Raw genomic sequence first — 845 nt, 5'->3', positions numbered from 1 at the left:
CGCGGCCCGACAGCCCGAGCGTGACCGGCGCCCGCTTCACTGCGGTCCTGCCCGCCGGGACGCTTGCAGCGGTGCCGCCGGACGCCGTGAAACGGCTCGTCGCCGAGGCCGACCAACTGATGTACGGGCACGCCGAGTTCTTCGGGGTGGCCCGCCACGACATGGCCGACCCGGACTGGTCGTACGACCCGAAGACCGGGCGCCGGGCCCCGTCCGGCTACGCCTTCGAGGTGCCGTACCGGAACGAGGACGTGGCCGGGGACATCAAGCAGATCTGGGAGCCGTCCCGGCACCAGTACCTCACCGTGCTCGCCGCCGCCTACGCGGTCACCGGGAACGAGCGGTACGCCGAGCGCGTCGCCGAGCACCTGCGGTCGTGGTGGGCGGCCAACCCGCCGCTGCAGGGCGTGCACTGGATCAGCGGCATCGAGCTGGGCATCCGGCTGCTGTCCTGGGTGTGGATCCGCCGGCTGCTCGACGGCTGGCCGGGCGTGGCCGAACTGTTCGAGGACAACCCGGTCGCGCTGAACCAGATCTGGCACCACCAGCGCTGGCTGGCCGCCTTCCCCAGCCGGGGCTCCTCGGCGAACAACCACGTCATCGCCGAGACCGCCGGGCAGTCCGCCGCGGCCTGCGCGTTCAACTGGTTCCCCTCGTCGGCGCGTTGGCGCTCCGACGCGCTGCGCTCGCTGGAGCGGCAGCTGCGCGCCAACACCTTCGACTCCGGCCTCAACCGCGAGCTGGCCACCGAGTACCACGGACTCGTACTGGAACTCGGCCTGGCCGCGGTCGCGGAGGCGGACGCCGCGGGCGTGCCGGTCCCCGAGTCGCTCCGGCTGGTGCTG

Annotated in this window: 1 protein-coding gene; it reads left to right on the top strand. The window is 73.0% G+C overall.

Translation table 11 applies throughout. The features are described from left to right. Positions 1 to 845: heparinase II/III family protein (locus R6V09_RS54125; RefSeq protein WP_317888688.1), on the top strand; the 845-nt coding region annotated here is incomplete at both ends.

The organism is Streptomyces sp. W16 (assembly GCF_033194735.1).
In the GTDB taxonomy this organism is placed as follows: Bacteria; Actinomycetota; Actinomycetes; order Streptomycetales; family Streptomycetaceae; genus Streptomyces.
The sequence above is the reverse complement of the archived record's forward strand: the minus strand, read 5'-3'. Positions and strand labels throughout refer to the sequence as shown.